We start from the raw sequence: 25,444 nt of genomic DNA on the forward strand, positions 1-25,444 counted from the left end.
GGGGCTTCGTCGTTTCAGGACATCTTCCGGGAAATTCGCTTGGCACCGACGGCGGCATCTCGGCATAGTCGGTGCAACCGGCGCGGCGAAAAGTCGTCATACTATGCCGCCTCTGGCGCTTCACGGCTCAAGGACCCGCGAGAGCGGGTGAGACCAGAAGCCAGTAAAATAAGGCCAAAGTGGCGGGGCACGCGGGATAGCGATGAGAACTACGTTTACTCTATAGCCCTCCATGACCCTCTAAAATAGCCCGGCGACCTATCCAGATGCCGTGAGCAACACACAAGGATCATCCTCCGGCGTGAGGATTGTGGTGCGTAGCTTTGCGCGTGTAACGCTGACGCGGAAATTCTGTCGAGCCTGCATCATCGGCCCGGCAGCAATATTCTCACGCACGATCCGGTCGAAGTTGGCCACGACCTTGCCTTTTGCACGCCTTGGCCATCCCTCGAAGATGATGACCTCATCGAATTGCTTCCCCTTGGCCTTGTGCATATTCATCACCACCACGCCGGTTTCCGGCTTGTGCGCCGTGGCAAAATGCTCCTGCACAAAGGATTGCCGCGTGATGGCAAGAGCATTGAGATAGCCGCCGGTATCTCGCCAATCTTGAGTTAAGCCCTGCCGAAGCTGGGTGCCGCGCTCGAGCAGGCGGACGTTGCGAACGTCTCCAGCTATCGCCCGCAATCTCGCACAACCGCCGGCCTCCAACGCCGCGCGGATCGCAGCCCAATCGCGGTCAGGATCGCCGGTCAGGCCAACATCTAGGGCGGTCGCATAAACCGCGGCAGTCGCGTTCAGCACGGAGTTTTTGGGAGGTGCCTTCCCCACTGCCAAGCACTGATTCCATTTCCCGAGCGCTGCATTGAGACGCGCCGCTTCCGTCAGATCGCCCGCTGTCGGCGCTGCGCCACCCCGGCCATGGTAGTAACTACAGAGCAGGTCCAAGAATTCGTCGAAATGGCCGGCATGACGCCCCTGTTGAAGCAGGAAGGCTACGATCTCCGCCGCGAGAATCGGCCCATCCATATCAACGGCCGCCGTATGTCCGATTGCTGGCACCTGCCCAAAGGGCTCGCGCAACACATCCGACACCAACCGGGTCATCTTCTTCGTAGGCACAAGGATCGCGAGCGACCAATTAGGTTTGCCGCTGTCTATCAGACGCTTGCGTGCTTGGAGCACATGACCAACCAAGCTAGCAAAGGCTTGGTTCTGGTTCGATTTAAACCCCTGAAAAGCGATGCCACTGTAGTCGCTTTGCCGGAATTTCCCGCTCAGGACATCGTTACCGAACAGGGCGATTTCGGTGCCTTTGCTGCGGTGGTTGTCTCCGGCTAGGTCATGTTCTGAGGGGTGAAACGCGGCGCGAAAATGATCCAAGCGTTCGGGGTCAGCACCGATGAAGTCGAATATCCGCTGCTCGGGATCAGCCAGTGCGATTAGTGTGCTGTTCGCGCCAAGCGCCTGGACTACGCGCCATTGATCCGCGCTAGTGTCCTGAAACTCATCGAGGATGATAAATGGATACATGGTTGAGATCAGTGTCCGAACCTTCGCCGAACCATGCAGCAACGTCGCAACCCGGTCGGCGAAAAGATCGAAACAGACCCGGCCTTCCTCCTTCGCCAGACGGTTCCGTTCAGCCTCTTCGCGCGCTTTCTTTTCGGCCTTCTCCGCGTCACTGAGCTTGGAGTTGGCCTTGTAGCCACTCCGCACCGCCGATAGGGCGATGGCCTCGTTAGGTGGTGTCAGGATCGCCAGCCGGCGCGGAAAGCCTACGAGATAGCCGTGCGTCTTGAGGATGCGCCAGAAGAACGCATGGTAGGTGTCCACCTCAATACGTCGCTTTTCGTCTCGTGAAATCCGGCTTTCCTCATCCATGGCCTCCAGGACGCGGGATACGGTTGCACGGGCGAAGCTGAGAAAAAGGATACGTTGCTCCGGTCGCAATGCCTCACGCGCGATTTTCGCTGCCTTGAGGATAGAAACCGTGGTCTTGCCCGATCCGGGGCCGCCGGTGACGAGTTGATAGCCGTCCGTGGCAAGCACATCCTGTTGGGCCTTCGTCAACTCGACCATAGCAGAGCACTCTAGCCAAAAATGTCAGCGAACAGGTCGCCACCATTAGCGCCCGCCGCCGGCGGCGCCGGCGGAGGATCGCATCGCTTGCGCAGTTCGATGCAGGCATCGCGTATCCATTGCGGAATCTCCGCCTCCGTGCATTGGGCGAGAAACTCCGCAATTCCCCAATTTCCCTTGGACCAGCCAAAATATGCCTTAAGAGCGGCGACAGCTTGAGCTTTGGGGTCAGGATATTGCGCGAGTAGATGCGGCGGCCAATCTAGCATCTCTGCGAACCGCCCAAGCGCGGCCGCCGTTGTGTTGTTCAGCACCAGATCCTCGATACCCTTTTCCTCGTGCATGAAAAGATGCTCAACTTGCGCCTCGATAGCTCCTTTGGCGGCATCGGTCTGCTTATCGCAAACCGCGAAGGTCCGCTTACCAAGACGTCGGTAAAGCAATGCCAGATCGGCAATCTGGCTTTCGCTACCGGCGTCGATGATGCACAGCCCCAACGCTTCCAGAGATGAATAGATTGCCGGGTTCAACTCCGCTAGCCGGCGCGCCGCTGCCGGAAAGGCGGTCGCCTCGGTCGCCCCCTCTGCGATCAGCACCCGCCGGGCGAGCAGCCCTTCGCAGAAACGTGTGCGGAACTCCTGGCGATAGCGCTTGTGTTTCACGCTGTCAGGCAGCGCGATCTTCGCTTGGCTGAGGTCGCCGCCGTCGGAACGCGCCAAAATTACGGTTTGCTCCAGCCCGAACTCCTCCAGCACATAGGGAGAGTGGGAGGTGATGATCGACTGCGCGGAGAGCTTGCGTAGCTCATGCACGATGCGCTTCTGCGCATAGGGCGGGATCGCGGTCTCGACCTCCTCCATAGCGAAGATCACGTTCTGCTTGTCCTCGGCAATTTGCGAAAGCATCGCCAGCACCAGCATGTTGATGGTGCCCGTGCCCTGTCGGTAGAACGGTGCCGCATGGTCGCCGTTGCCCGTGGCTATGAACGCGGTCACGACCTTGCGCAGATGCTCACGGGTGAGGCTGGATACTTTGAGGTGCGGCTTCGCTCCCCATTCTTGCGGGACATATTTTTTCAAAGACGTGTTGATACTTTCCAAGACGCCGGAAATCCCCAGCTCCGGGTCACTCGCCACGTCAAAGCCCGCGAGCGTCGCGATGGTTGCTTCCCACATCTGCGGCCGGATTTCCTTTAGGCGCAGGATAATGTCGAGCAGGCTGCCATGTTCGAGGCTGAGAGCGCGTGATCCGGTCCTGAGCGAGCGCAGATAGAGGAACCCGCAATGCTGCTTGTCCTTCTTTGAGAAGGTCGCTGGGGGATCGTCCTCCGTGAGACTGCGCGTGTAGTAGGTGTTGCCGTCGAAATCATCCTCATCGAAGTTGTATTCGCCAATGAATGTTACACGCAACGCTGCCACGATTGCGGCGGCATCGACACCTGCTGGGTTAGCCTCTGCATAAAGATCGCCGGTCTCGACGTTCAGCCACTCGATATGTCCGCCGAACCGCGCCTGCTGTTCGATGGAGAGATGAACGATAGTGACGTTAATCCTGATCTTGGGAGCATCGCCCTCGACGGCGTTCTCGCCCTCCGGCACGGCGGCGACATAACGACCCTGCCAGAAATCATGCTCATCCACGGGTGGACGACGGTTGAGGCGATCCGGTCCCAGAACTAGGTCGATGGCCTCGATCACCGACGACTTTCCCGTATTGTTGTCACCGATGAGCACCGCATGATCGGGCAACACGATTGTAGCCGTGCGGATGCCACGAAAGTTCTCGATGGCCACAGAGTAGATTTTCATTGCTCGCCCCCAAACATGGCAAAGTCGCTCGCCCCACTCAGGCATTTCTTCCTTGTTTGCCCACGACCCGCCGTATCATTTCGATATTCGATTTCACGGTGCTTAGAAAGGACTGAGCCTAAATCTCAGTTGCAAGGCGAAGCGGACTTGCTGCGCGGACGAGGCACTTCCGCATGGTCACGTGAAGACCTCGCCCGGCATTATGCGGCGATCAGTGTGTCAGGGCCTTCGGCTTTCCGGTTTCCCACATCCTGATCCTGTTCATACACCCGGCCGCCGCTTTGCTCTGGCCGGGCCGGTTGCTTGGGGGCGCTGCCCCCTGGCGCGGCACAAGGGCGGCCGGGCGGTATCCCCGACCTTCCGCGCGGATGCCAGCATCGCACCTTCGTCACGACTTCGATCCGCTTGTGCAGGCCGGGTGATCCCTGTTCCAATCAAAACGCTCCTCGCGGGGTGGTATAGATCGACCTGCGGGCCAGTCCTTCGGGAGTAACCTGGTGATACTGCGCCGCGAGCGCCTAGAGGGGACAAGTGCCCCGTTGGATTGGCCGCGATCGACGCCCCGTGGGGAGTTGCGCCTTCGAGCGCCAGAACAGGTCCGGCGAGGTTCGCGGCCGCCCGTTCGAGCTACGAAGGAGAATTCATGGAAAATACGATTGCAGCGTATGTGGGCGTGGATTGGGCTTCGGCGACCCACTATGCCTATGCCCTCGATGTAGACGGGGAGAAGTTAGGTCATCGTGCATTCTCGCACGGTGGTGACGGGCTTGCGGAACTTGCCTCCTGGATAAGATCGGTCACAGGTCAGGAACCGGAGAATGTCGCCGTCGGTATAGAAGTGCCCCATGGGCCGGTCGTTGAACATCTTATGGACGCTGGCTTCCTGGTGCATGCCATCAATCCGAAACAGCTCGACCGGCTCCGTGACCGCTTCACCGTGGCAGGAGCCAAGGATGATCGTTTGGATGCCTACGTTTTGGCTGACTCTTTGCGAACTGACGCGCGGTTTTACCGCTTCCTGAGGCCTGTTCATCCAACGGTCATTGAACTTCGGGAATGGTCTCGGATGGTTGAGGATCTTTCGGCTGAGCGGAACCGGCTGGCCAACCGGTTTCGTCATCAACTCTGGCGCTACTACCCGCAAGTAATTGAGTTGTCGGAAGATTGGGCGCGAGGTTGGGTCTTGGACTTGTGGGAACTTGTGCCGACGCCAGCGAAAGCGCGGAACGTTCGGCAGGCCACGATCGCACGACTGTTAAAAAGGTGCCGGGTCAGAAAATGGACGGCGGATACCCTGCTTGCTCACCTTCGTTCGACACCAATCTCCGTCGCACCTGGGGTTACGGAGGCCTGCGTCGCCCATTGCGAAGTCATCCTTGCCCGTCTTCGGCTGGTAATGCAGCAAATGAAGATCGGCATGAAGCACCTTGAACGTCTGTGTGCCGCGGTTGCCGAGTTACCCTCGACCGAGCCAACAGACCCGGATACGCGTTGTGATCCGGAGATATTGAGATCTCTGCCTGGCATCGGGCCAATCGTCCTGGCGGCATTGCTTTCAGAAGCGCCTGAAGCTGTTCGCCGACGGGATGCCAACGTTCTTCGAGCCCTGTCGGGTGTAGCGCCGGTGACCCGGCGTAGCGGGAAACAATATATTGTCGCGATGCGCCAGTCCTGCCCGCATAGGCTTCGAACGGCTGTATTCCATTGGGCACGAATAGCTGTGCTGCACGATTTCCATTCCCGGAACCGGTACAGTGACATGCGCAAACGAGGGCATTCTCATGCTCGCGCTCTACGTTCGGTCGGTAGTCGTCTGATAGGCGTCGCCTGCGCCATGCTGGAAAGCGGAGAGCTGTTCGACAAGGATAGAAAGCCACAGGTCCTGGCTGCATAGGTGATTGCCGGACGAGCGCGAAGCCCCAAATAGCGAAGAGCCCGGCCGGCGATGCGGCGCAACGCGCCGCCAACAATGGAATCGCGTGCAAAGCACGCTCCACATCTTCCTTCGAAAACGCTTAGGGCTCCGCCCTCGGCGCGCTTCAAGGTGCCTTCCGCCCAGCTTCCTACGCGCGTTCCACGCTTCGTGCAGCAGGGTCCCCGCGAAGGACCTCTCCGCTTGCACACCCGCTGCTCGCCGCGAGGCAAGGGTTGCAGCGCAGCGCTGCGAACCCTCGCAGAAAGGCAGCGGGAGAAGCCGGGAAATCAAGGATCGAAACAAGTGAAATTAGCACTTGAAATAGGTGGGGAGTCCCCTCCGCCCGTCCGCCCTTGCACCTTGCACCCCCCGGTCTCGCCGACGGGCAGGGTTGCAGCGCAGCGCTGCGCTCCAACCCGAGCCCATGAAAGGAAAGACCATGACGACGAAGACACAGACCCCGACCGTTCCCGAACATGGCGAAACGGTCTTCATCCCGCTCAACAAGCTCAAGAAGCACCCGCAGAACGCCCGGAAGACCCCGCACAGCGAGGCGTCCATCGAGGCGAAGGCGGCGAGCATCGCCGCCAAGGGCATCCTGCAAAATCTGGTGGTGGAGCCGGAAACTGATGCGGAGGGCGAGCCGACCGGCTGCTATCTGGTGAGTGTCGGCGAAGGCCGCAGGCTGGCGCAGTTGCTGCGCGCCAAGCGCAAGGAGATCAAGCGGACCGAGCCCGTCCGCTGCGTCATCGACACGGCGAACGATCCCGCCGAGATCAGCCTTGACGAGAACGTGACCCGCGAAGACCTCCACCCCGCCGACCAGTTCGAGCGCTTCCGCGAGCTTGCGGAAACGCGCGGATGGGGCGCGGAGGAAATCGCGGCCCGCTTCGGCTTCACCGCGCATGTGGTGAAACAGCGGCTTCGCCTTGGCGCGATCAGCCCCAAGCTGATGCAGGTCTATCGTGACGGCGATCTGACCTTGGATCAGTTGATGGCCTTCGCCATTACCGAGGACCATGCCCGGCAGGAACAGGTTTACGAAAACCTGTCCTACAACCGCGAGCCGTGGATCATTCGCCGCGACCTGACCGCCAGCAACGTGGCGGCAACCGACCGGCGCGCGATCCTTGTCGGCGCGGAAGCCTATTCGGAGGCGGGCGGCACCATCATCCGCGACCTGTTCACCGAGGATCGCGGCGGCTTCTACGAGGATGCCGCGTTGCTCGACCGACTGGCCCTCGACAAGCTGGAAGGCATCGCGGCGCAGGTTCAGGAAGCCGAGGGATGGAAATGGGTTTCGCCCCATATCGACTGGCCCCACGCCCATGGACTGCGCCGCACCTATCCGCAGCCGGTGGAGCTTTCGGAAGAAGACAAAGCCGCCTACGACGCCGCGCAGGAGGAACTTGAACGCCTGTCGGCGGAATGGGAGGACGCGGACGTGGACCTGCCGCCGGAAGTGGATCAGCGCTTCGCGGAGCTTGAAGCCGAAATCGAGCGGATCGACGGCAAGCGTCATGCCTATGAGGCCGACGAGATCGCGCGCGCTGGCGTGTTCGTGGTTCTGAACCATGACGGAGAAGCCCGGATCGAGCGCGGGTTCATCCGCCCCGAGGACGAAGCCCCGGAACCGGAGGAACCCGACGCGGAGGACGGCAGCACCGTCATCGACGGGGTGCGCGTCAACGCCCATGGCGAAGTCATGGACGATGGCGAGCATGACGAGGACGGGAACCATGTTTCCGCGCTCGAGCCCGAGGACGAGGATGCGGAGGAAGACGGCAAGCCGCTGTCGGACTCGCTCATCCGCGACCTGACTGCGCATTGCACCCTTGCCCTGCGTCTCGCCCTTGGCGAGCAGCCGGACATGGCGCTAATCGCCGTCACCCATGCGCTTGCCGCGCAGACCTTCTATCGCGGTGGCGGGGATGCCCATTGCCTCGAAATCCGCCCGACGAGCAGCTACCTCGCCAGCCACGCGGACGGGATCGAGGACACGGCGGCGGCGAAGGCATTGGAGGATCGCCATGCCGGATGGGCGGCAGACATGCCGCGCGACGTGGCGGACCTTTGGGGCTTCATCGCCGGACTGGATCATGCCAGCGTCATGGCCCTGTTCGCGCATTGCGCTTCGCTGACCGTCAATGCCGTCAAGCAGCCGTGGGAAACCCACAAGCGCCATGCGCTCGCCACCGCCGACAGGCTGGCGACGGCGGTGGCGCTCGACATGACGGCGCACTGGACGCCCACGGTTCGGGCCTATCTCGGGCGTGTCACCAAGGCGCAAATCCTCGCCGCCGTGCGCGATGCCCTTGGCGACGAGGCGGCGGAGCGGATAGCGGACAGGAAGAAGCCGGAAATGGCGGAAGCCGCCGAGCGGCTTCTGGCCGGAACCGGCTGGCTGCCGCCCGTGCTGCGCACTGAACGGCCCGCATGGCTGGCCGACGAGCAGCCGAAGGCTTCCGCCTTGGCCGAGGACATGCCGGACGCCGAGAGCGCCGAGGCCACGGAGGACGAGGCTTTCCCCGTCGCGGCGGAATGAAAGGTGGGCCGGGGTCGCGCAAGCGGTCCCGGTCTTCCGCCCCCAAAAATCGCGGCCGCGCGGCTTCCCCGCGCGGCCGGATGACCTCGACAGTTTGGAACGATAACGGCACCATAAAGATGCGCAGCGACGGTGTTGACGACTGCGCGAAAGGCGGTGCTGCAAAGTCAAAGGAACAAAATCATGGTCGCCGTCATGTTCATGAGCGTTGCGCTGGTCGCGCTTCTCTGCCTTCTCGCCTACACGCTCGCCATTTACGCGCTACCCTTCTTCGTCGGGCTGGCCGCCGCGCAGTTCGCCTACCAGACCGGCTCCGGCCTGATCGGCGCGGGGCTGGTCGGGCTGTTCTCCGCAGGCGTCGCCTTCGGCATCCTGGCCGTGCTGTTCGAGACGATCCGCACACCTATCATCCGCCTGATCGTGGCGCTTGTCTTCGCCGCGCCCGCCGCCGTGGCCGGTTATGCATTGGTCCATGGCATCACCAAGGAAGCCGTGCCGTCCGAAATCTGGCGGCAAATCTTCTGCATCGTCGGCGGCGGATGCGTCGGCATCGCGGCATGGATGCGCCTGGCGACGGGCGTCGGCCAGCTCTCGGGTTAGCCGTGTCGCGCGATGCTGATCCTACCTTCGCCAGTTCTGTTTGAATTCATCGTCAAACCACATCTCCACGTCATAAGAGACGGAGGTGGTGGTGCGGAAATCAAGGTAAGATGAATAATTCTGCTGGACCCATGACAGGAAGCTGCCGAAGCTCAACTGGTCTGCCGGAGTGGACGAAAAGCCAGATTCTTTCCGCCATTGATGGCACAAATGCCGGACAGCCTGTTCGCATTCAGCTTTTTTCACGCGTGGTCCCCGTTCGCCGCGAAGATCACGATTTCAGGCTCCCAACCGGCAGAAAGCTCCGGTGGACTCACCGAGTCCAGATCGAGGCGGATAAACGACTTGAGAATCGACTGAAACGTGTCCGTATCCCGCGCCCAGTGAATGACGCCATCGAAATCTTTGGCGAGCTTGTGCGTCAAGTCGAGTGAAGACCGCCGATTGACCCCAACAGGACTGTCCACCTGCACGATGGCGATCCTGTCGCCGCCTACCCATCGCACGATGTCTTCAGGGAGTTCATGCGCATAGTTACGACGGCCATCCCAAACGGCGGTTCTGATGACTTTTCCGGCAGGAGTTCCAACCCGGAATATCCATGGCGAGTCTTCCTGCGTGACACCGGATGCTGGATAGAATCTGGGCGGCGGCGGTCGATTGAGCATCGAAGCTTTTTGTTCGCGTATCTTGCGCCGCTGCGCTTCGGTCAATCGGCCAAGCAAGGCGCCGCTTGGATCGAACTGACGGATATGTTTCGAGTACGAAACTTCAGCGGTGCCCGCATCGTAAACATCTGAATTCGGGAATGCGAACAACAATACCTGCCCCGTGAAGCTGCGCAGATGCCGCATCACGATGTCCCATGCGATGTCGTCGTGAACGATAGGCACAATGTGAAGCGCGGCTCCCGGCGCTTCCATCGACAGTCTTTCTATGACGGCGATACCAACAGCGCTGAAGGATTCGCCGTCACCGAGGCAGAATCCGACATGGAAGGTCCGCTCACCAACGACTGCTCTGAACGCGCGCAAGATGACCTGCGTCGTGTCCGGTATTGTATCGTCACCTGTCAGTTCGCGAATGCGTGCTCCGTCAATCTCCGCCGCCGGGGGCAAAACGTGAAGATCTATCGTGCCGTTGTAGCGATCAGAATCCAGCCAAGCCCGTTCTTGCCTCTTTCGCTTGGCTTCACCCATCGTATTTCTCCCAAACTCTAGCTAAACGCCGCGACCACGGTTTCGATAGGCAGGAACAGCGTCCGGCTGTCTTCGGGGTATTCGACGAACTCGGCACAGCGCAGATAGAAGTGTTTGGCCGCTTCATCCTTCGCCTGGACCATCACGGCCCCGATACCAATGCTTTGCGAAGCCAGCGCAATCCGGCGCAGCGCGTCCGCCAAAAGGTCCGCGCCGAGACCCTTTCCGGCGTGGTCGAGGTCAACGGCCAGCCGGCCGACGACCGAGACCGGAATCTGGTCGGGCGCGTTGCGCCGCACCTTTCCGGGAGCCGCACCGCGCTCGACTGACCCGGCCGAAATGCAAAAGTAACCGACGACCTGATTGCCCACGCACACGACATAGGTGCGCGAAAACCGGCTTTCGTTCTTCAAGGCGCGATGGCGCAACCAGTCGTTCAACGCGGGCTCACCGCAGTCGAATGCCGAAAGGTCATGCTCTGCCGTCAGAGGAACTGGAGCAGACAGTGGCAATTCGGGATGGTCGGGCGTGTCGTCTATTTCTGCCATGCCGGGGTCCGGCGCAGCAGGGCCTTGAGCTTCGGCCCCGGCGCGGGCGGATTGTCGAGCGCCTGCATGAAGGCGTCGTAGCGCTCGGGGTCGAGCGTGAACAGGCGCTGGTCGAGCAGCACGTCGACCGCTTGCCGCCGGGCGCTTTCCACCATGAACTCGGTGCGTGTCTTGCCGAGCACAGCCGCCGCATCGTCGATGAGCTGGCGCGTGCCGGTCTCGATCCGCAGATTGATGCTGCCCTTGGTGTCAGCCGTAGAGGCACGACCTGCAACCGCGGTGGTCGCAGAACGGGCAGATTCCGAAGGGACGATACGAGCTTTGGTCATGATCGCAATATGAGTGCGCGTATCCACAATGTCAATACGACGGGAGGAAGGGAAGACTCGGGCGTTGCCCTGCGGGCCGGGCTTTCGGCTGCGCCGGAACCACGCCCATGGCGCGTTTCCGCCATTCGGCTTCAATCCCTAACGCAAGGGGGCGGCGGCGTCCATTTCGCGGTAGGCTACACGCGGATAGACGGGAGCAATTCCGGGGCCTCGATCCCGGTCGCCGCGGCAGGCCCATGAGATTGGGTTTTCCATTCACTTCAATTGGCAGGCGGATCAGCACCGGGAAAGGCCAAATCATCCGCTTGGCCGAGCATGGCGCAACGCCCCGCAAGCGATCTTCCGGCCAAACCGGACACGGCAGCATCGGCGAAGGTCAGACGAAACCACACCCGCAGGCCCACGCTGGCGACAGCGCGAATTGGCCTTGCCGGTCGGATCAGGGAAAACCGCAGCCAACAAACCCGCGTAGAGTCCCCGATTCCGGCGAGGCACAGGACGGCCGCCATTGCCCTATTCCACGCGATTTCCTGTTATGAGCGCTCCATTCGCGTCCTCGATCTGGCAAGGTCTGACCGAAGACCGGCTTCGCCTCGCTCGTCTTCCCACAACGTCCGCCGCCAGCTTTTTTCCGCCGCCTTCGGCTTTGCAGCGCGAAACAAAAAAGCCGTCGCCGATCGCCTTCCACGATGTTCCAGCCCCAAGGGGTGCGGGGCTGATCGTCCCCGGTCTCACGACCGCCATCGAGGTCGCAATGGTGCGGCCCGACAGGAAAAGGAATACGACAATGGCAACCATCGGCACCTTCACCCAGAACGAGAACGGCGCGGGCTTCACCGGCGCGGTCAAGACCCTGACGCTCAACGTCAAGGCCAAGTTCACCGCCACCGAGAGCGACAGCGAGCGCGGCCCCGACTTCCGCATCTTCGCCGGAGCCACCGAGTTCGGTGCGGCCTGGAAGAAGATCGCCCGCGAGACACAGCGCGAATACCTCTCCGTCAAGCTGGATGATCCGAGCTTCCCGGCACCGATCTACGCCAGCCTGGTCGAAGCCGAGGACGGAAAATCCCACAATCTCATCTGGTCCCGCCGCAACGGCGACTGAGGCCGAAACCCGAGATCGCCCCGCTCATCCGAGCGGGGCTTCTTTTTGCTCATGGCCGCCGCCTCTCAAGGAATAAGGAGATCGGGACACACGGCTTTCCGGTTTTCAGGCTTTGCGTATCCCGATCAAATCTTATCCCCAGTCCGCCGCTTCGCTTTGGCCGGGCCGGTTGCTTGGGGGCGCTGCCCCCTGGCGCGGCACAAGGGCGGCCGGGCGGTATCCCCAGCCTTCCGCGCGGATACATGCTGCGCATTTTCGTCATCACGTCGATCCGCTTGTGCAGGCCGGGTGATGCCCCACCGCCCGGCCGCCCTTGCACCTTGCACCCCCCGGTCTCGCCGACGGGCAGGGTTGGAGCGCAGCGCTGCGCTCCAACCCAAGCCCATGAAAGGAAAGACCATGAACACCATGACCCTGAACCATCACCAGCAGCCCGTTTCCAAGGGCTTCCGCGTGGACATTTCGCGCGGCGAAAATATCGGCCGCGTTTCGTCGGAATGGTTCTCGCGCCCGGATGACGAACGCTATCTGTCGCTGACCGAGCTTTATGAAGCCGTGAAGTCCCGCGCGGATCGCGCCAAGGCCCGCACCGTGGAGAGTCGCACCGTGCGTGTGGAAGCCAGCCGCGACGATGCCGAGTGGCTTTCGCTGATCGTGCCCGGACAGGAGCAGCCCGTCGCCCCGACGCATTGGAGTTTCGGCCAGCTTTGCAGCCTTGTCGGCGCACCGGCCCGCTACCTGCGTGATCTTCCCGCACCGCTGGCGGGCATCAATCTGCAACATGGCCTTGTCAGTCATCGCGGCGAATTGGTGAAGACACTGGAAACCGAGGATGGGCGCGTTGAGCTTCGCGCCGTGACCGGCCCGGACTACGGGCGCATCTGGGACCATGAACTTGTCGCCGCCGTCATGAAGATCGCGGGCGATGGCGTCGGCGATACCATGTGGAAGGTGCCGGGCGTTCTGGATTGGGCGACCATGACGCACAATCCGTTCGTGGACGTGACCAAGGACACGACCACGCTTTATGCCAGCGACCGTGACGTGTTCCTGTTTCTGGTGGACGATACGCACCCCATCGAAGCCGGACGCCTGCCGAACGGCGACCCCGATCTTTATTTCCGGGGATTTTATTGCTGGAACAGCGAAGTCGGATCGAAGACCCTCGGCATCGCCTCTTTCTATCTCCGGGCGGTTTGCATGAACCGCAACCTTTGGGGCGTGGAAGGGTTCGAGGAAATCAGCATCCGGCACAGCAAGTTTGCCGCGCAGCGTTTCGCCCATGAAGCGGCTCCGGCTTTGACCAGCTTCGCCAATTCCTCGCCCGCGCCATTCGTGGCCGGGATCAGGGCGGCGCGCGAGCGGATCGTCGCCCGTACCGATGAGGACCGCGAGAGCTTCCTGCGCAAGCGCGGGTTCAGCAAGGCCGAGACCGGCAAGATCATCGAGACCGTGTTGCAGGAGGAAGGCCGCCCGCCCGAGAGCATCTTCGATTTCGTGCAGGGCATGACGGCCCATGCCCGCAGCAAGGTCCATCAGGACAGTCGCCTTGAACTGGAGGCGAAGGCTAAGACCTTGCTGGAGAAGGCCGCCTAATCAGCAGAGCCGCGCAGCCGGAAACCCGGTTGCGCGGCTTTCTGCTTTTCAGGCTTTCAGGGTTCCAAAATTTTCCGCCGATCCGGCGACGCGGATCGGCGTTGCGGCCATGCCCGATCACATGGCCGCGCTCGCCGGGCTGCGCCCGGCTCGCAAAATCACGCAAACACTGTTAAGAATAAAATAACTATAAGTGTTCTGGATATACGAACAACGTTTCAGATCATACAGACTATCTCCCGCATAGGTCGTGCCCGAAACTCCTTGGTCCGGGTGTCTCCCCAAGCACCCGTGAGTAAAGGGAGGGTGCGCCATGCTGAAGATCAATTGGCGGGCGCCGGCGGCCTACAGGCACACGCGCAAGATTCCCGCCGCCGGATTCGCCTGGGAGTATCTGCGTCGCAACGACGATTACCGAGAGGACTTCCGGCTTCTCGTCCGCGCGAAGCGCCCGGATGCGACCGAGCTGGAAGCCTTCGCCCGACGCTGGGGCTTGCGATTTCCCGCACGATCCCGACGCCGCGCCTGACCGCGACCCGCTGTTCTGGTCGCCCCGGTTTCAGCCGCAAGCCGTCAAACTGGTGCCGGCCGAACCGGATGAGACGGCCAGCCAGCCGACCGTCGTTCTCGCCCATCTCGACGGCCTCGACCTGCGCCGCGCCGCCGATGGCTGGCACGGCATCTGGCAGGCGGATGGCGTCGAGCACCAATTCTGGCTGTCCCAATCCGTGCCGGATGCGGCGGCGTTCTACGCCGTCGAACTGCCTCTGGACGACTTCATGGAGCTTCGCGCCCATGCGGCGCGGCGCTTCTGGCGATCCCTCAAGGGCCGAACGCCTGGCCCCGACTTCCGCAACATGCCCGCCCAGCTCCGGCAATGGCATATCCTGTCCCTGCGCGCCCTCGACGCCCGGCTGCGCGGCGAGAGCTATCGCACCATTGCCGAAGTCCTGCTTGGCTTTCGGGGCGCTAAGGAGGACTTCGAGAGCGATCCGAGCAAGAACAAGGCGCGTCGCCTCGTTGCCCACGGCATCAGGATGATGCGCGGCGGCTATCGTCTGCTGCTACACTATCCGATCAGGATTCAACCAAGGTAAGGTATCTTGCTATCGGCGTGGTCTCGACGGTAGCCGTATCAATTGTCGACCTTTGCGCGATGTGCTGCGGATGAAGCATCGCGTACTTCGCGAGTATAAACATTGAAGCGCGTTCGTTCGGTGATAGGCTCGGATGGGTGCTAATGGCAGGGGGGTAATAAAGTGAAGTTAGTTAAAGCGCGCGTTCAAAACTACCGTAGTGTTCGGGATACCGGTGAATTCGACGTAGAGGACGGCAAGACGATTCTCGTCGGGCCGAACGAGGCCGGTAAGTCCGCCGTTCTTCAGGCGCTACAACAGATATCTCGGCCCGACGAGGTGAAGCCATTCGATCAGCTTCGTGATTACCCGCGCGCGCTGCTCAACGACATCACGACAGGTAAAGTGAAGCCGACGAATGTTCCTGTCGCGACGGGTTGGTTCGCACTTGATGAGGACGACGTGGCTGAGTTGCCAGCGTCGCTTCAGTCGAGCGAAATTACTTATCGGTTCACTCGCTACCTTGATGATACGTTTACAAACCAATTGGAGGGCGCGCCCGACAGGCCATCCTACGGTGATTTGGAAGCCGATCTCGTCCGTCTCGTACGCCACCTCGACGCTCAAGCCGGTGATGAAGAGCCAAAACCAAGTGTGTCGCTATCCCAGATCACGGAGGGCTGGCAGAAGCATACCGTTGTTACGGGAGACAAGGCGCAGACTATGTCGAAGTGGCTCAGCGACATGCTCGCCGTTGTGAATGAAGATGACGAGCGCGAGAATACCCGGTTAGCAAAGATACGGGAGCGCGTGTCTATCTCCATCGACCGGGACGCCGCTGTCGCCACCCTGCGTAAGCGACTTCCGGTTTTCGTGTTGTTCAGCAATTACTTCCGTGTCCGCCCACTCATCCACCTCGGACATCTCGCGCAGCGGATCGCAAGCCAGGCATTCGATGACGATCAATACGACTACGGGAATGTTTGCCTTTTAAAGTTGCTTGGTCTCGACGCAGCTAAGCTGTCCGCGATGGGCAAGTCCGGCGTCGATGCGCATGGACAGCAGAATGCACAGCTCGATACGATCCGGGACGAACTCGACGCGCGGCAATATCAACTCAACGCGGCTAGCATCCGGCTAACGAAAGAGATCCGTTCGGCATGGAAGCCGAAAGTCGATCGAGGCGAGGCCGACACCCTCCGCATCACTTCGGACGGCCAGTACCTCAAAGTGGTTGTGGTGGACGACCTGGGCGTTGAAGTTGAACTCGATCAGCGGTCAGAGGGCTTTCAGTGGCTGGTCTCGTTCTTTGTGGTCTTCTTTGCCGAGGCTGAGGATAAGCACGAGAACGCCGTCCTGCTACTGGATGAGCCCGGCTTGCACCTTCATGGACTTAAACAGCGTGACTTCCGTGATACCCTTTCTCGCCTCGCGGAGGGCAACCAGACGCTCTACACAACGCATTCGCCGTTTCTCGTCGGACCCGACGAACTCGATCGCGTGCGTGTGGTGGAAATGACGGATCGGGAGGTCGGGACGAAAGTCCACACCAGCGTCACATCGAACGATCCCGCAGCCCTGCTGCCCCTACAGGAAGCTCTCGGCTACGACCTTGCGCAAAGTCTCTTCTCCCAGCAGCGCAACTTCATCGTCGAAGGGTTGACCGATTTTTGGTATGTCGGTGCCGTCTCGGAACTATTCGAGGAGGCGGGCCAGGACGGTCTTCGGAAAAACATAGCCGTGATTCCGGCCGGAACGGCGGGAAAGGTCGTTTATTTCGCGACGATCCTCCATGCACACAATTTGAGGGTGGCCGCACTTCTAGATTCTGACAGCGCAGGAGATTCCGCCGCCCAACAAGAAACGCTTATTCATAGTGTCGGGCATAAGGGTATCTTACGCACGGCCGATGTGCTGGATGGAACAGTGACCAATCCGGAGATCGAGGATTTGCTCCGAACCACCTTGGCCTCCGTTGCAAAGGATGAACTCGGTCATGAGTTGCCGGCGGTGACGGGCCAAACATCACGCTCGATGGCCTCGATCCTCAAGTCAGAGAAGCTGTCCAAATATCAGCTTGCCAAAGCATTTGTGCGGTGGTGCCGGAACCACAGCCTAAATGACTTGCTGGCAGAAGAGCGATCAGCTTGGGAAAAGCTATTTGCAAAGGCGAACTCTGCGCTGAAGTAGCACGCGCGACTGCCGCTCTTGCTGGCCTAGTGGTGCACGCAGACGTTCGTACAGGCCGCAGCGAACGTCCGTAGCCGCCCGACCAATCGCAACGCCGCCACTGTAGCAGCCATGTTGGGCAATTCTAGCCTACATAGTGGTCAGAATTCGCCTTTTCACGTCTTATTGGCAGCAGCCTGTTCCAGTATCCGCTTGTAACCCTCACGCGAAAGCCATTGCGCGCGTTCGAGATGGCTTTGCCAGCATCGGCGTGTCCTGAACTCGTCGCCGACCGGATCGCGGTGCAGCACGATTTGCGCCACTTCCTTCCAGTCCGCGCCTTCCGCCTTCGCGTCGAGCAGCCGCAGATAGGTCACGAAATGCGCTTCGTCATAAGGCGTGATGTCGTTTCCCGTTGGCGCTTCATCGTCCACATCGGGATCGAGTTCGACGGGCGTTCGCATCGTCGTTCCCCTTCTACCCGGGAGCCGTGGTTTGCGGTGCGCCCCCGCAATTGGCCCCTCTGACCTGGTGATCGGGGAGTTAGTAACCGTGACTAGACGGCCCTATGACCTTTAGGCGGGCAGCCCTGGACATACGCCATAGGCTCCCCGACCATAAGGTTCGAGGATGGTGGTGCCGTCACGGTCGGCACCTACCGCTAGTCAGGGGTTACTAAGCCCCAAAGCAGCGCGTCTGCTCCGCGTTCAGTCTTACCCGACCCGCACGGGATTGTCTTCGGCGAATTGGCGCGCGCCCCACTGACACGCTGAATCTCTCCATCTTTTCAGTCTGATCCCGCCCCGGAGGGGGGTGCCGCCAGCGCGCGTGCGCAAATGCGGCACGCTACAGGCCGCCGGTCCCTCGCCATGGTTCGCCATAGCGCGCCGCCGTCATCGGCAGCGCCATCCACTGACGAACCGGAGGTCATCCATGGCGAACCGCCGCAATGCGGACCTGCCGCCGCGCCTTCTGCGCACACAGGAAGCCGCACGCTTCCTCGGCATTTCGATCCGCACCCTTGAAAAGCACCGCACCTACGGAACCGGCCCGCTCTATCGAAAGATCGGCGGCCGTGTCCTCTATACCCTGCGCGATCTGGAAGCTTGGAGCGCCATCGGCACGCGCAAATCCACCAGCGACACAAGTGCCGGCACCGTCTTCGCCGCGCGCCCGCTCACCCCCGAAGAGCGGGACGAGTGCTGAATGTTGCGCGACGACGATGACAGCCCCGCGCAGCCGACCGACACCAGCGAGCGCAGCCGCCTCGACCCCTTTGTGGTCGCGACCGGCGACGCCGCGCCGCGCGACCAGCGCGACCTGATGGAACGGCCGTTCTTCTCGCTGGCGAAGCGGCCCCGCACAAAACCGATCCTCTATCAAACCGCCGATGTCGAGGTGCAGGTGTTCGCCATGCCCGAGCACGGCATGGCGACAATCTGGGATGCCGATGTGCTGATCTGGGCCGCAAGCCAGATCGTCGCGGCCGAGAATGACGGTTTCACCACGTCGCGCTTCTTTCGTTTCATGCCCTACCAGCTCCTGCGCGCCGTGGGGCGGGCCACCGGCAACCGGGATTACCTGTTGCTCAAGGCCGCGCTCGCCCGCCTGCAATCGACCGTCATCGCGACGACGATCCGTAACGGGAAGCATTGGCGGCGACGGCAATTCTCATGGATCAACGAGTGGGAGGAAATGACGACGCGCGCCGGCCGCGTCGAGGGCATGGAGTTCGTCCTGCCCGAATGGTTCTACAACAGCGTCATCGACCGTTCGCTGGTGCTGACCATCGACCCGGCCTATTTCCGGCTGACCGGCGGCATCGAGCGCTGGCTCTATCGCGTCGCCCGCAAACACGCAGGGCGCCAGCCCGAGGGCTGGGCTTTCGAGATCGCCCACCTTCACCAGAAATCCGGCAGTTCGGCGCGGCAGTCCGATTTCGCGCTCGACCTGCGCCGCCTCGCAGTTCGTCAGTCGCTGCCCGGTTACAGCCTCCAGATCGAGTGGGAAGACGGGCGTGAACTGCTGCGCTTTGTCCCCGAAAATCTATCCACAGTGCCTGTGGGAAACCATGTGAATCCCATCGGGACATTAGGCGCACGGACTATCGGGACATTAGGCGCAAATCGCACGCCGTACTCTATAGAAGAATCTAACAATAAAACTAACTCTTCTTCTTTGACGCGCGCGCACGCGACCCATGGTGCCGGTGCCGCGCGGCGCGGTGCGCCATGATCGTGGCGTTCCTCAATCAGAAGGGCGGCGTCGGCAAGACCACGCTGGCGCTGCATCTCGCCGGGGCCTGGGCGGCTGAAGGACGGCGCGTCATCCTGATCGACGCCGACCCGCAAGGCTCCGCGCTCGACTGGTCTGAGCGGCGCAGCCATGAGGGGCTGCCGAGGTCGTTTAGCACCATCGGCCTGGCCCGTGACACGCTGCACCGGGAAGCCCCGGAGCTGGCCCGCGACGCCGACATGATCGTCATCGACGGGCCGCCGCGTGTCGCCGGCCTCATGCGCTCCGCGCTGCTCGCCGCCGACCTCGTGCTGATCCCGGTGCAGCCATCCCCCTTTGATGGCTGGGCGTCGGCCGAGATGCTGACGCTTCTGAATGAAGCCCGCATCTACCGGCCCGAACTAGCCGCCCGTTTCGTCCTCAACCGTTGCGGCGCGCGCACGATCATCGCCCGCGAGACGGCCGAGACGCTGGCCGATCACGATCCGCCCTTGCTCACCGCCACCATCGGCCAGCGCGTGGTCTTTGCTGACGCCGCGCAGTCCGGCCGGCTTGCATCCGAGATCGACGTCGACAGCCCCGCCGCCCGCGAGATCGCGGCGCTGGCCGTCGAGATAGATCGGCTGCCCATCGGGAGAACCTTGCCATGACCGGGCGCATCCGCAAGCCCGGTTTCGCATCCCGGCCGGGCAATCCCGAAAGCTGGATCAGGGCGGGCGAAACGCCACCGAACGGCAAAGCCGCCGGCGAAGCGTTCACCGCCCGCCTGACCATCGACATCACGCCCGAGCTGCGCGGCCGCATCAAGGTCGCAGCCTTCCGGCGTGGGATCACCGTCACCGACATGCTGCGCGACCTGCTGGCGCGCGAATTTCCATCCTCCGAGGGAGATCAACCATGACCGGCAATGCGGCGCACCGCTTGCACGGCCGTCCGCTGCCGGACGAACCCGCGCCTTTCACCACCTTGGTCGAACTGACCTTCCAGAAACGCAAGATCGAGCACTGGATACGCTTCGGCCGCAAGAGCTACGAACAGATACTCGACCGCCGCCGCAGCATCGTCGGCTTCGCGCCCGGCAGCATCTTCGCCTTCGTGCGATGGGCGTCCGGCGCACATGGCACGATCGTTTCCCGCATCGACATCCTGCGTGCCATCGGCCGCGGCGAGCCGTTCCAGACGCTGCCCTTCGTCCGTCCCGGCGGCGACATCCTGTTGCGTCTCGATAGCTGGGCGAAGGTGCAGCGCGCATTGCAGGCCATCGACGCCGTGGAAGCGCTCGGCCTCGATCCTGCCGACATATCCCCGGAGCACTGGCGGCACGTCCACAATCGTCTGACTGCCGGTCTGGAGCCGCACGCCTATACGCCGGAGCGACACGCCGCCTGGCTCGGTCGCCAGAGGATCGACCCATGACGCGCCGCCGTATCCTCACGGTAACGGCGTTGGCCGTCACGGGCATCGCAGCCGCCAGCGTCGCCGATTGGCCTGCGAAACTGATCTGGAACGCGACCGCCAGCGCGCCCATCGGCTTCTACACGGTCAGGCCGGCCGACGCGCTCGACGTGCCGGAGCTGGTAGCCGTCATGCCGCCCGAACCGCTGGAGCGATTCATGGTCGAACGCGGCTATGTCGGGCGCGGCGTGCCGCTCCTGAAGCGCGTCCTCGGACTGCCGGGACAGCGGGTCTGCCGTTTGCGATCCGCGATCACGGTGGACGGGATCGAGATGGGCGAAGCGCTCGACCGCGACCGGATCGGCCGCGATCTACCCGTCTGGCAGGGCTGCCGCGTCATCGCCTCCAGCGAAATCTTCCTCATGAATTGGGAGGTCCGCGACAGCCTGGACGGCCGCTATTTCGGACCCATCCCAGCAAGTTCTGTCATCGGCCGAGCGGTCCCGCTCTGGACCGATGAGGAAGGCGACGGCCGCTACGAATGGCGCGCGCCGACCCAATGACCGCTTCCCCATCGGCGGGAGCGGTGCCCGCCGATGGTTTTCCCAACCTCACCGCCAAGGAGACTGTCATGCCCCAGATTGGTGAATTTGCGCGCGACGAGGCCGGCTTCATCGGACACTTCGGGACGCTCTTGCTGCATCAGGACATCATCATCGTCGCGGCTGAGTCGTCCGACGCGGAGAACGCACCGGATTATCGCGTTCACCTGTTCGACGGCATGAGCAACGAAACCGGCCCGGAGATCGGCGCGGCCTGGAAACGCACCGGCGAGAAGGCCGGCGAATATCTTTCCGTGCTGCTGGACGATCCCACGTTCCCGCATCCGATCCGCGCCAACCTGTTCCGCGACGACGACGCGGGCGCGTCGTGGTCGCTGCACTGGAGCCGCCCGAAACCGCGCGACGAGCGGGACTAAGGCCATGCAAACCCGCGTCATTCCCGCACTCAAGACCCTCATCCCGTTGTTCGCGGAAAGGCCGTCTCATCCCGTCGTCCCGCTCGGGCGCAAGACGGCCGGCGCGCGCAGCGCAGGTCAGGGGCGGCCATCGGCCGGCGCTTGCGCCTTGCCCTTGACCGCAGCGAGCACGCCGGCAGGCTGGGCTCAAAGCGGAGACAGGGCTGTATGGCGCTATGCCGTTCTGATAATGACCGCCATGCTGTCACTCGGCGCGGGATCGGCAATGGCCGTTGCGCAATCGACGCCGATGGTCCGGCCCGCCGCCGTCGATCCCAACGCCGCCCACATTGCCGAAGCGGCGCGGCGCTTCGGCATCCCCGAGCACTGGATTGTCGCCGTGCTGCGCGCCGAAAGCGCGGGCGACGTGCGCGCGGTGTCATCGGCCGGCGCGATGGGGTTGATGCAGGTCATGCCCGACACCTGGGCGGGCCTGCGCATCCGTCATCGGCTCGGCCGCGATCCCTACGACCCGCGCGATAACATCCTCGCAGGCACGGCCTATCTGCGCGAGATGTTCGACCGCTACGGCAATGTCGCGGCGATGCTGGCAGCCTACAATGCCGGTCCCGGTCGCTACGACGAATACCTTGCGACCGGCCGCGCATTGCCACCGGAGACCCGCGCCTATGTCGCCGCGCTCGCGCCGATCCTCGGCGGCGAGGCTTCTCCCGATGCAGCGCCGCCACCGCCCGACTGGCGCGAAGCCCCGCTCTTCGTCACGCGCCCGGCCGACGCGCGGACTGCCGCCGCGCCGCCATCCGGGGCGCAATCCGGCGACGGCCGCGCAACCATTCCGGTGCGCGATCCTGCCGATGCGGAGCCGGAAACCGGCAGCATTTTCGTGGCCCGCGCCGACGACGAGGGAACGCCATGAGGACGGCGATCCGGCGCACGGCGCGACCCGTTCCGGTGTCCAGTCAGGCAGGTTTGCGCCTGGCTGGAATCCCGGTGGGAAGGACGGAAAGGGCGATAAGAAGGGAGGGCAAGATTGAAGGAACCGGCACCATGTCGGGCCGGTTTCCGAAATTGTTGTTGTCTGCACACTGGTTAGGCCGCCGTTTCCGGCACCATGATCTTGAGCGGCGGAGTGCCGCGATTCCGTGCAACGCCCTGGCCTTGCAGGCTTTTGTTCGGCACCATGGCCGCCGATTGCCCGATTTTCCGCGATTTCGGCCGGAGGCGCATCCATGAGCGCCGATGACGAAAACCGCTTCCGGCCAAGGCCCGGCCGCATCCGCTCGGACACCCCACGCGCGGGCAAGACCAAGAGCTTCCTCACGCAGGCGAAGAAGATCGCCCGGCAGCAGCGCCGCACCTCGCCCCGAGGCGGTTTCGGAACGGCGGCGTTCACATCCGCAACCCCGGCCGGTTCGCATACGGTCCTGTCGAGCGGCAAGGGCGTGAAGCGCGGGCGCGGCGCGGTCTTCGTCCGCACCCGCAATCTCGGCGGCGGCTGGCATCATCGGCAGCCGGGCGCGCGTCGCGTCATGGTTCAGCAGCGCTACATCCTTCACCCTGGAAAGGGCCGGAAGGCGCACTCCCATCTGCGCTATATCCAGCGCGACGGCACCTCGCGCGACGGCGAGCGCGGCCAGCTTTATTCGCGCACCGAGGACCGCGCGGATGGCGACGCCTTCCTGGAACGCGGCCAGGATGACCGCCACCAGTTCCGGTTCATCGTCTCGCCCGAGGACGGCGCGGAGCTGTCGGACCTTACGGCCTATACCCGCGACCTCATGGGCCGGATGGAAGCCGACCTCGGCACCCAGCTCGATTGGGTGGCGATCAATCACTACAACACCGGCCATCCCCATGTGCATGTCATCGTCCGGGGCAAGGACGATCTGGGGCAGGATCTGGTCATCAACGGCGACTACATCGTTCATGGTGTCCGCGAACGGGCCAGCGAGTTGGCGACGCTGGAACTCGGTCCCGTTCGGGAGATCGAGCAGACCCGCAAGCTCACCGCCGAGATCGACCAGGATCGTTTTACCCGCATCGACAGGGCCATGGTCGAGGAAGCCGACCGACGGTTCCTCGACCTGCGCCACGAACCGGGGGAGCCAAAGCGGCAGTTCGAGCACACGCTTCGCCTGCGCCGGCTGTCCAAGCTGGGGCGGATGGGCCTCGCCACCGAACACGCGCCCGGCGTCTGGGAATTGAACGAGCGGCTTGAATCGACCCTGCGCGAGTTGGGCGAACGCGGGGACATCATCCGCACCATGCAAAGATCGCTCGCCGCCGATGGGCTTGAGCGCGATCCCATGACCTTCCGCATCCATGAGGGCGCACCCGCTGCACCCGTCACCGGCCGCGTCCTCGACAAATATCTCGCCAACGAGCTGGGCGACAATCTCACCGTCGTCGTGGACGGGATCGACGGACGGATGCACCACATCGCCAACATCGACCCCATGCAGTTGGAGGATGCCCGGATCGGCAGCGTCATCGAGATCGGTCGCACCGAGGCGACGGCCCGGCCGTCCGACCGCACCATTGCGACAATCGCCGAGGGCGGCATCTATCGCCCGAGCCGTCATTTGGAGCAGGCGAAGTTCGAGGGACATGTTCCGGGCGGAGACTATGAAGGCTATGTCGATGCCCATGTGCGCCGACTTGAGGCGCTACGCCGCACCCGGATCGTCGAGCGGATCGACGCTGACCAATGGCGCATCCCCCCCGACTTCGAGAACCGCGCCGCCGCCTATGACGCCGGTCGCGACAGACAGGCCAGCGTTCGCGTCCTTTCTCCCGTGAATCTGGACAGGCAGATCGGATCGGACGGCGCGTCCTGGCTGGACCGGCGACTGATCCATGGCGAGACGGCCGATCTTGCACCGACCGGTTTCGGCCAGCAGGTGCGCGAGGCCATCGACCGCCGCCGCGAGCATCATGTCGAACAGGGCGATGCTACCCGCGCACGCGACGGCCGCGTGCTCTATCGGCGCAACCTTCTCGCCATTCTGCGCGAGCGGGAGGTTTCCCGCGTCGGCGTGGAGATGGCTGAAAGAAAGGCGCTGCCGTTCCGCGCCACCACGGACGGCGAGAACGTCAGCGGCAAATTCACCGGAACCGTGCAGCTATCCAGCGGCAAGTTCGCCATCGTCGAGAAGGCGCACGAGTTCACGCTTGTCCCTTGGCGGCCGGTCATCGACCGCCAGCTCGGTCGCGAAGTTATGGGCGTCGTGCAGGGCGGATCGGTGTCGTGGCAATTGGGGCGACAGAGGGGTCTCGGATTGTGACGGGATCAAACTCCAACGAGAACGTCGCACACGTAGTGGCGGTTCGGGAATAACACAGCGCTCCTTTGTTCGATGCGAGGAAAATTGTTTTGACCGGAGCGCTCACGGCAATCCGAAGTTCAACGACTTATCGGCAGCCAGGGCAACAGCGGAGAGATGGTCCGGCGAAGCGGCGCCTGCCCCGCGACTATGGTCGCTTCGATACCGTCGAGATTCACGATGATGGACCAGGAAGCGTCACCTGGGATGCTCTCAACGGAACTGTTCCAGGGTGGGGCACCATGGGCGTTGTTGGCCTTATCGCCTTCGCTGCAATGCCGCTTGCCTTGCTCTCCTCTACGCCTAACGGGAAGGAAAATGCGAACATGCGCTCTGTCTGGATCTGCTCGGGCAACGATGTGATTGCCAATCTCGCTGTATGGCGGCCGGGTTCGGCTTTTTCGGCACCGGAACGGGATGGCTCGACATCATCATGGCGACACTGGCGCAGCAAAGAGCGGCACGATCGTCCGACGGGCTATGTCCGCGTTCCGGAATGAGCGTCGAGCCAATCCACTATCCAGCTCGAAATGAAGCTTC

General features: G+C 62.5%; 25 protein-coding genes. 18 read left to right on the plus strand and 7 right to left on the minus strand.

Annotated features, from left to right (window positions below; translation table 11 throughout):
* Positions 1 to 258: 258 nt before the first annotated feature.
* Both ACP156_RS06585 and ACP156_RS06590 read right to left on the minus strand, forming a co-directional pair.
* Entirely contained in the window at positions 259 to 2,082 is a 1,824-nt protein-coding gene (locus ACP156_RS06585; protein WP_425050509.1) for a UvrD-helicase domain-containing protein, read from the minus strand.
* 11 nt (positions 2,083 to 2,093) lie between these two features.
* Complete coding sequence (locus ACP156_RS06590; protein ID WP_425050510.1) at positions 2,094 to 3,935, minus strand: ATP-dependent nuclease; 1,842 nt, start codon at positions 3,933 to 3,935, stop codon at positions 2,094 to 2,096.
* A 598-nt stretch (positions 3,936 to 4,533) separates the two neighbouring features.
* Between ACP156_RS06590 and ACP156_RS06595 the strand changes: the two genes are divergently transcribed.
* The 3 genes from ACP156_RS06595 to ACP156_RS06605 all read left to right on the plus strand — a co-directional run bounded on the left by ACP156_RS06595 (position 4,534) and on the right by ACP156_RS06605 (position 8,950).
* The gene (locus tag ACP156_RS06595; RefSeq protein ID WP_152512499.1) at positions 4,534 to 5,784 is read left to right on the plus strand and encodes an IS110 family transposase; all 1,251 of its coding nucleotides are present in this window, start codon (positions 4,534 to 4,536) and stop codon (positions 5,782 to 5,784) included.
* A 460-nt stretch (positions 5,785 to 6,244) separates the two neighbouring features.
* Positions 6,245 to 8,350 (plus strand): ParB/RepB/Spo0J family partition protein, encoded by a 2,106-nt coding sequence (locus tag ACP156_RS06600; RefSeq protein ID WP_036173052.1) that lies wholly within the window; start codon positions 6,245 to 6,247, stop codon positions 8,348 to 8,350.
* Between the two features lie 183 nt (positions 8,351 to 8,533).
* Positions 8,534 to 8,950 carry a hypothetical protein gene (locus ACP156_RS06605; RefSeq protein ID WP_036173047.1) on the plus strand — a complete coding sequence of 139 codons (417 nt, stop codon included), beginning with the start codon at positions 8,534 to 8,536 and terminating at the stop codon, positions 8,948 to 8,950.
* A gap of 21 nt (positions 8,951 to 8,971) precedes the next feature.
* On the opposite strand, the gene ACP156_RS06610 is transcribed toward ACP156_RS06605, so the two are convergent.
* From ACP156_RS06610 to ACP156_RS06625, 4 genes are read right to left on the minus strand one after another with little or no spacing between them, the layout of a single operon-like run.
* The gene (locus tag ACP156_RS06610; protein WP_139837385.1) at positions 8,972 to 9,196 is read right to left on the minus strand and encodes a hypothetical protein; all 225 of its coding nucleotides are present in this window, start codon (positions 9,194 to 9,196) and stop codon (positions 8,972 to 8,974) included.
* Positions 9,193 to 10,149 (minus strand): hypothetical protein, encoded by a 957-nt coding sequence (locus ACP156_RS06615; protein ID WP_085816617.1) that lies wholly within the window; start codon positions 10,147 to 10,149, stop codon positions 9,193 to 9,195. Before ACP156_RS06615 ends, ACP156_RS06610 begins: the two co-directional genes overlap by 4 nt.
* Before the next feature lie 17 nt (positions 10,150 to 10,166).
* Positions 10,167 to 10,697 (minus strand): GNAT family N-acetyltransferase, encoded by a 531-nt coding sequence (locus tag ACP156_RS06620; protein ID WP_036176787.1) that lies wholly within the window; start codon positions 10,695 to 10,697, stop codon positions 10,167 to 10,169.
* The gene (locus ACP156_RS06625; protein ID WP_036176790.1) at positions 10,685 to 11,026 is read right to left on the minus strand and encodes a DUF1778 domain-containing protein; all 342 of its coding nucleotides are present in this window, start codon (positions 11,024 to 11,026) and stop codon (positions 10,685 to 10,687) included. The genes ACP156_RS06620 and ACP156_RS06625 overlap by 13 nt, the downstream gene beginning before the upstream one ends.
* Positions 11,027 to 11,813: 787 nt before the next feature.
* On the opposite strand from ACP156_RS06625, the gene ACP156_RS06630 reads away from it, so the two are divergent.
* The 5 genes from ACP156_RS06630 to ACP156_RS06650 all read left to right on the plus strand — a co-directional run bounded on the left by ACP156_RS06630 (position 11,814) and on the right by ACP156_RS06650 (position 16,993).
* Positions 11,814 to 12,131: a DUF736 domain-containing protein gene (locus ACP156_RS06630; protein WP_034827213.1), complete on the plus strand. Its 318-nt coding sequence runs from the start codon at positions 11,814 to 11,816 to the stop codon at positions 12,129 to 12,131.
* A gap of 399 nt (positions 12,132 to 12,530) precedes the next feature.
* Positions 12,531 to 13,727, plus strand: a complete 1,197-nt coding sequence (locus ACP156_RS06635; RefSeq protein WP_036176793.1) for a hypothetical protein — start codon at positions 12,531 to 12,533, stop codon at positions 13,725 to 13,727.
* A 313-nt stretch (positions 13,728 to 14,040) separates the two neighbouring features.
* Complete coding sequence (locus tag ACP156_RS06640; protein WP_036176795.1) at positions 14,041 to 14,256, plus strand: transcriptional regulator domain-containing protein; 216 nt, start codon at positions 14,041 to 14,043, stop codon at positions 14,254 to 14,256.
* The gene (locus tag ACP156_RS06645; RefSeq protein WP_081904500.1) at positions 14,183 to 14,824 is read left to right on the plus strand and encodes a DUF2285 domain-containing protein; all 642 of its coding nucleotides are present in this window, start codon (positions 14,183 to 14,185) and stop codon (positions 14,822 to 14,824) included. The genes ACP156_RS06640 and ACP156_RS06645 overlap by 74 nt, the downstream gene beginning before the upstream one ends.
* 162 nt (positions 14,825 to 14,986) lie before the next feature.
* Positions 14,987 to 16,993, plus strand: coding sequence for an AAA family ATPase (locus tag ACP156_RS06650; protein ID WP_036176798.1), 2,007 nt, complete (start codon positions 14,987 to 14,989; stop codon positions 16,991 to 16,993).
* A 155-nt stretch (positions 16,994 to 17,148) separates the two neighbouring features.
* Here the strand turns inward: ACP156_RS06650 and ACP156_RS06655 are convergent, their stop codons facing one another.
* A complete protein-coding gene (locus ACP156_RS06655; protein WP_036176810.1) occupies positions 17,149 to 17,436 on the minus strand; it encodes a DNA -binding domain-containing protein in 288 nt (95 codons plus the stop codon).
* Between the two features lie 469 nt (positions 17,437 to 17,905).
* On the opposite strand from ACP156_RS06655, the gene ACP156_RS06660 reads away from it, so the two are divergent.
* The 10 genes from ACP156_RS06660 to ACP156_RS06705 all read left to right on the plus strand — a co-directional run bounded on the left by ACP156_RS06660 (position 17,906) and on the right by ACP156_RS06705 (position 25,404).
* On the plus strand, positions 17,906 to 18,178 hold the full coding sequence (locus ACP156_RS06660; protein WP_036176815.1) for a helix-turn-helix transcriptional regulator: 273 nt from the start codon (positions 17,906 to 17,908) through the stop codon (positions 18,176 to 18,178).
* The gene (locus ACP156_RS06665; protein ID WP_036176818.1) at positions 18,179 to 19,207 is read left to right on the plus strand and encodes a replication initiator protein A; all 1,029 of its coding nucleotides are present in this window, start codon (positions 18,179 to 18,181) and stop codon (positions 19,205 to 19,207) included.
* Positions 19,204 to 19,857 (plus strand): ParA family partition ATPase, encoded by a 654-nt coding sequence (gene parA, locus ACP156_RS06670; protein WP_036176821.1) that lies wholly within the window; start codon positions 19,204 to 19,206, stop codon positions 19,855 to 19,857. The genes ACP156_RS06665 and parA overlap by 4 nt, the downstream gene beginning before the upstream one ends.
* Positions 19,854 to 20,108: a hypothetical protein gene (locus ACP156_RS06675; protein WP_036176824.1), complete on the plus strand. Its 255-nt coding sequence runs from the start codon at positions 19,854 to 19,856 to the stop codon at positions 20,106 to 20,108. The genes parA and ACP156_RS06675 overlap by 4 nt, the downstream gene beginning before the upstream one ends.
* Positions 20,105 to 20,623 carry a DUF2840 domain-containing protein gene (locus ACP156_RS06680; protein ID WP_036176827.1) on the plus strand — a complete coding sequence of 173 codons (519 nt, stop codon included), beginning with the start codon at positions 20,105 to 20,107 and terminating at the stop codon, positions 20,621 to 20,623. Before ACP156_RS06675 ends, ACP156_RS06680 begins: the two co-directional genes overlap by 4 nt.
* The gene (locus ACP156_RS06685; RefSeq protein WP_036176830.1) at positions 20,620 to 21,165 is read left to right on the plus strand and encodes a S26 family signal peptidase; all 546 of its coding nucleotides are present in this window, start codon (positions 20,620 to 20,622) and stop codon (positions 21,163 to 21,165) included. The genes ACP156_RS06680 and ACP156_RS06685 overlap by 4 nt, the downstream gene beginning before the upstream one ends.
* Positions 21,166 to 21,233: 68 nt before the next feature.
* The gene (locus ACP156_RS06690; RefSeq protein ID WP_036176833.1) at positions 21,234 to 21,581 is read left to right on the plus strand and encodes a DUF736 domain-containing protein; all 348 of its coding nucleotides are present in this window, start codon (positions 21,234 to 21,236) and stop codon (positions 21,579 to 21,581) included.
* 229 nt (positions 21,582 to 21,810) lie between these two features.
* Positions 21,811 to 22,497, plus strand: coding sequence for a lytic transglycosylase domain-containing protein (locus ACP156_RS06695; protein ID WP_200879666.1), 687 nt, complete (start codon positions 21,811 to 21,813; stop codon positions 22,495 to 22,497).
* Between the two features lie 1,135 nt (positions 22,498 to 23,632).
* On the plus strand, positions 23,633 to 24,865 hold the full coding sequence (locus tag ACP156_RS06700; RefSeq protein ID WP_081815013.1) for a DUF3363 domain-containing protein: 1,233 nt from the start codon (positions 23,633 to 23,635) through the stop codon (positions 24,863 to 24,865).
* An 89-nt stretch (positions 24,866 to 24,954) separates the two neighbouring features.
* On the plus strand, positions 24,955 to 25,404 hold the full coding sequence (locus ACP156_RS06705; RefSeq protein ID WP_146617194.1) for a hypothetical protein: 450 nt from the start codon (positions 24,955 to 24,957) through the stop codon (positions 25,402 to 25,404).
* Positions 25,405 to 25,444: the final 40 nt, after the last annotated feature.

It is taken from the genome of Psychromarinibacter sp. S121 (genome assembly GCF_049801035.1).
Lineage (GTDB): Bacteria > Pseudomonadota > Alphaproteobacteria > Rhodobacterales > Rhodobacteraceae > Psychromarinibacter.